Source organism: Streptomyces sp. CoH27 (genome assembly GCF_020181035.1).
In the GTDB taxonomy this organism is placed as follows: domain Bacteria; phylum Actinomycetota; class Actinomycetes; order Streptomycetales; family Streptomycetaceae; genus Streptomyces; species Streptomyces camelliae.
The window spans coordinates 12,047-17,028 of sequence record NZ_JAIQYY010000060.1; the positions used below are offsets into that span (position 1 = coordinate 12,047).

General features: G+C 69.3%; 4 protein-coding genes. 2 read left to right on the plus strand and 2 right to left on the minus strand.

The genetic code is table 11. The features are described 5' to 3' along the window. On the minus strand, nucleotides 1–1,519 hold a 1,519-nt coding region (locus LE548_RS43600; RefSeq protein ID WP_225102593.1), incomplete at its 3' end, for an MDR family MFS transporter. Nucleotides 1,520–1,700: 181 nt separating this feature from the next. Between LE548_RS43600 and LE548_RS43605 the strand changes: the two genes are divergently transcribed. Beyond that, nucleotides 1,701–2,366, plus strand: a complete 666-nt coding sequence (locus LE548_RS43605) for a TetR/AcrR family transcriptional regulator (RefSeq protein WP_225102594.1) — start codon at nucleotides 1,701–1,703, stop codon at nucleotides 2,364–2,366. Between the two features lie 165 nt (nucleotides 2,367–2,531). Here LE548_RS43605 and LE548_RS43610 read toward each other — a convergent pair whose 3' ends face one another. Continuing rightward, nucleotides 2,532–3,308 carry a thioesterase II family protein gene (locus LE548_RS43610; RefSeq protein ID WP_225102595.1) on the minus strand — a complete coding sequence of 259 codons (777 nt, stop codon included), beginning with the start codon at nucleotides 3,306–3,308 and terminating at the stop codon, nucleotides 2,532–2,534. Nucleotides 3,309–3,452: 144 nt separating this feature from the next. On the opposite strand from LE548_RS43610, the gene LE548_RS43615 reads away from it, so the two are divergent. Beyond that, nucleotides 3,453–4,982, plus strand: a 1,530-nt coding sequence (locus LE548_RS43615; RefSeq protein ID WP_225102596.1) for a 2-oxo acid dehydrogenase subunit E2, incomplete at its 3' end; no start/stop codon positions are given.

Genomic DNA, 4,982 nt, shown 5'->3' on the forward strand with positions numbered 1-4,982 from the left:
CTGCGGGGGCCTGTGCCGCCTGCGCCTGCTTGCTCTTGTCCCGCAGGAACAGCGCCACCAGGAAGGCGACCACGAAGAACGGCAGGGCCCAGCGGAACATGCTCTGGGTGCCGCCGGCCACGGCGTCCACGTATGCGGTGCGGGCCGACTGGGACAGCGACTCGATCGCGCTCGAACCCGCACGACCGCCGTTGGAGTGCACGGCGCTCAGCTCGGCGGGGGAGAGCTTGGAGCTGAGGGAGTCGGTCAGCCGGCTGGTGAACACGGCCGCGAAGAGCGCCGTACCGAACGAGCCACCGACGGAGCGGAAGAACGTCAGGGTGCCGCTGGCCACGCCCATGTCCTTCAGCTCGACGCTGTTCTGGGTGATGACCATGACGTTCTGGAACAGCAGGCCCAGGCCGATGCCGAAGACCACCATGTAGACCGAGGCGACGACCCGGGAGGTGTTCACGTCCAGCAGGGACAGCAGGAACGAGCCGACGCTCAGGAACGCCCCGCCGGCCAGGAGGATCAGCCGGTGGCGGCTGGACTCGCTCATCAGCCGGCCGCTGTACATCGAGGCGACCAGCATGCCGCCGAGCACAGGGAGCAGCAGCAGACCGCTGCTGGTCGCGGACAGATGCTGCACGCTCTGCTGGTAGACCGGCAGGTAGGTGATGGTGCCGTAGAGGGCGATGCCGACGAGGAAGCCGAGTACCAGGCTGGCCACGAAGTTGCGGGAGCGGAACAGGTGCGGCGGCAGGATCGGCTGGGCGGCCCGGCGCTCGACCACCACGGTGGCGATGACAGCGACCACCGCCAGCGCGATCAGACCGAGGATGGTGGGCGAGCCCCACGCGTACTGGTTGCCGCCCCACGTGGTGAACAGGACCACGGCGGTGCTGGCCACGGAGAGGAGGGCGGCACCGAGGTAGTCGATGCGGCCGGCGCCCCGGTTGTGCGGCAGGTTGAGCCGGGCCGCCACGAACCAGACGGCGACGGCGGCGATCGGCACGTTGAGGTAGAACGCCCAGCGCCAGGAGGCGTGGTCGGTGAGCGCGCCGCCGAGCAGCGGACCACCGACGGTGGCGACCGCGCTGAGGGCGGCGATGTAGCTCTGGTACTTGCCGCGCTCCTTCGGGGGAGCCATGACGCCGATCACCGCCATCACGCCCACCATCAGTCCGCCCGCGCCGATGCCCTGGAAAGCACGGAAGGCGATCAGCGCCCCCATGGACTGGGCGACACCGCAGAGTACGGAACCGATCGTGAAGATCAGGATCGAGGCCAGGAGCAGCTGCTTGCGGCTGAAGAAGTCGCTCATCCGGCCCCAGAGCGGGGTGGAGACGGTGGAGGTCAGGATGTATGCGGTGATGACCCAGGAAAGGCGGTTGAATCCGCCGAGGTCACCCGCGATGGTCGGCAGAGCGGTGGTGACGATCATCGCGTCGAGCATGGAGAGCAGGAGCGCGAGCATCAGCCCGGGCAGCACTCTGCGGAGACCGGAGTTGGGGCTTGGCGCCGCTGAAGTTGACACGGTGGGGACTCCCCGGAATGGAAGGAACGGGTGGAGCCAGTCGGGCTAACCGGGTCCACGGACCCGGTTGCGGACGATACGGGGCCGCCGCCCCGGTTGTCAACGAAGTGCGGTTACAATCGAAGGCCTCAGCCGCCCTGAGGCCTACTCGCCAGGGGTGTTGTCACGATCGGGAGGCGCCATGGCAGTCGGGAAGTCGACGGGGCTGGACTCCGCCATCCCTTACGCGCCACCGCCCCCACGGCCGCTGCGCGCCGATGCCCGCCGCAACCGCGACCAGATCCTCGCCGCCGCGCTGGAGACCTTCGCGGTGGAAGGGCACTCGGTCTCGCTGGACGAGATCGCGCGCCGCGCCGGCGTCGGGCCGGGCACCGTGCACCGGCACTTCCCCACCAAGGAGGTGCTGTTCGAGGCCGTGATCATCACCCGGATCCAGCGGCTGACCCAGAAGGCCCGCGCGCTGACCGGCCTGGCGGATCCCGTCGGGGTGCTGTTCGGCTTCCTCTTCGACGTCCTGGAGGAGGGTCGCGTCAAGAAGGACCTGGTCGATGCCCTGATCGGGGCGGGGGTCGACGTCGGCGAGGTCACGGGCCCAGCCGCCCTCGGCCTGAACGAGGCACTCGGCGAGCTGCTCACGCGAGCTCAGGAGGCCGGTGTCCGCGAGGACGTGACCGTCGCCGATCTCATGGCCGTCATGGCGAGCACCCTGATCGCGGCGCAGCGCACAGGTGATGCGCAGCTGCCCGGCAGGATGCTCGCGGTCTACTGCGACGGTCTGCGTGGTGAGGGCAGTTTGACGGCCGAGCGGTGGAGGCGGGCCGGTGGCGGCCCGGCACGGGGGGAGTGACATGCGAAGCGTGGGCGGGGGACGCCGCGCACAGCGGTGCGCGCCGAGGTGGGCGGGGGTGACGGCCGTCCCGGTGGCGCCGCCCGGCGGGCGGCGCCACATGCCGACTCGGCCGGCGAGCGTGGGGGGACCGCCATGACGAGCGGTCACTGCACGAGTGCCGGCTTACAGATGCTCGCGCAGCGCCGTCCGAAGTCCGGCCACGACGGCGTCCCTCTGCTGCTCCAGATAGAAATGACCGCCCGGCAGCACCCGCAGGTCGCACCCCCCGCGGGTGTGCTCCTCCCAAGGGCGGGCGTCCGCCTCCGAGACCCGGGGGTCGGCGTCCCCGATCAGTACGGTCACCGGGCAGGCGACCGAGGCCCCCGGCGCACACCGGTACGTCTCGATCGCCCGGTAGTCGGACCGGATCGTCGGGAGAACCAGGGCACGCAGCTCGGGATCGGTGAGCAGCGCGGGATGCGTACCGCTGAGCGCCTGCAACTCGGCGACCAGCCCGTCGTCGTCCTTACGGTGCACGAACTCCGGCCGGAACACGCTCGGCGCCCGCCGGCCCGAGGCGAAGAGGCGCAGCACCCTCGGCCCCGGTCCGTGCTCCAGCCGCCGGGCCGTCTCGAAGGCCACTGCCGCGCCCATGCTGTGGCCGAAAAACGCCAGGCGCTCGTTCGGGTGACGCACCCTCAGCACCTCGGCCGCCCGGTCCGCCAACGCGTCGATCGTGTCCAGGCAAGGCTCACCGCGCCGGTCCTGCCGCCCCGGATACTGCACCGCCAGCACCTCGATTCCGGGCCGCAGGAGTTTGGCGTACGGGAAGTAGAAGCTTGCCGAGCCCCCGGCGTGCGGGAAGCACACGAGGCGAAGTCCGGGTACCGCGGGTCCGCTTTCCGAACCTGCGTCGAATGTCCGTATCCAGGCGTCGTAGTCGAGTGCTGCAGCGGTCATGGGTACTCCTTGTGGGCTGCGGAACCTGGCAGTTGCAGCCTAACCGCAACCGATCTTATTTTGCTGGCCAATCACCGCAGATGAACGGAAGCGCGGAGTAGTCTCCGCGCTGAGATTTTCGTTACCGACGGAAGTTGAATACCGATGCCCGAGGGATCAGTTCCGATTCAGAGTTTCGGCGCCAATGAGTGGGTCGTCGAAGAAATCCGCCGGCAGTACCGTGAGGACCCCGATTCGGTCGACCCGTCCTGGCGTGAATTCTTCGGTTCCCAGAGAGCGGGCGCCGGGACCCGGTCCGAGGCCACCGGTGGCAGGTCGATCCCTGCCCCTTCGACCTCCCCCGCCGGGGCGCCGGAGCGGATCCCGGCCCCCACCGCAGACGCCTCCCCGGACATTCCCACGGCGACATCGGTACGGGCGTTTCCAGCCAAGTTGCTGATCGACAACCGGATCGTCATCAACAACCATCTCAAGCGCGCCCGTGGCGGGAAGGTGTCCGTCACGCACCTCGTCGGCTACGCCCTGGTGCGAGCGGCGCGGCTCCATCCGGGCATGAACCACAGCTACACGGTGCAAGACGGAAAGCCCACCCTGGTCAAGCCCGAGCACATCAGCCTCGGCCTGTCCGTCGACGTGGTGGAGCCGAACGGCGCGCACCGGATGGACATCGCGGTCATCAAGCAGGCCGAGACGATGGACTTCAGGACGTTCTGGCAGAGCTGCGAGGCCGCCGTGGCCCGGACCCGGGCGGGCCGGCTCACCCCGGAGGAGCGCACAGGGGTCACCCTGTCGCTCGCCAACCTCGGTGCCGTCGGCACGGTCCACGCGGTGCCGCGCCTGCCGCAGGCCCAGGGAACGATCGTCACCGTCGGCGCGATGGAGTACCGGGCCGAGTTCCAGGGCACCTCCCAGGACACTCTGAACAGGCTCGGCATCTCGAAGACCATGACCCTGACGTCGACGTACGACCACCGGGTGATCCAGGGTGCCGCCTCCGGCGAGTTCCTTCGGACCATGCACCAACTGCTGCTCGGCGAGGACGACTTCTACGACGAGGTCTTCACTTCGCTGCGTATCCCCTACGAACCGGTGCGCTGGGTCGCCGACGTGACCGACGCGCACGACGACGTCGCCAAGGCCGCCCGGGTCTTCGAGCTGATCCACTCCTACCGGGTCCGCGGCCACGTCATGGCCGACACCGACCCGCTGGAGTACAAGCAGCGCAAGCACCCCGACCTCGACATCGTCGAGCACGGGCTCACCCTGTGGGACCTGGAGCGCGAGTTCGCGGTCGGCGGTTTCGCCGGCAAGTCCCTGATGAAGCTGCGCGACATCCTCGGCGTGCTGCGCGACTCGTACTGCCGCACCACCGGCATCGAGTTCATGCACATCCAGGACCCCAAGCAGCGCAAGTGGATCCAGGACCGCGTCGAGCGCCGGCACGCCAAGCCGGAGCGCGAGGAGCAGCTGCGCATCCTGCGCCGGCTGAACGCGGCGGAGGCCTTCGAGACCTTCCTGCAGACGAAGTACGTCGGTCAGCGAAGGTTCTCGCTGGAGGGCGGCGAGTCCGTCATCCCGTTGCTGGACGCGGTCCTGGACTCGGCGGCCGAGTCCCGTCTGGACGAGGTCGTCATCGGCATGGCCCACCGCGGCCGCCTGAACGTGCTGGCCAAC

Coding starts and splice junctions, on each gene's coding strand:
- LE548_RS43605 (WP_225102594.1), top strand. CDS start 1,701: ATGGCAGTCGGGAAGTCGACGGGGCTGGACTCCGCCATCCCTTACGCG.
- LE548_RS43610 (WP_225102595.1), bottom strand. CDS start 3,308: ATGACCGCTGCAGCACTCGACTACGACGCCTGGATACGGACATTCGAC.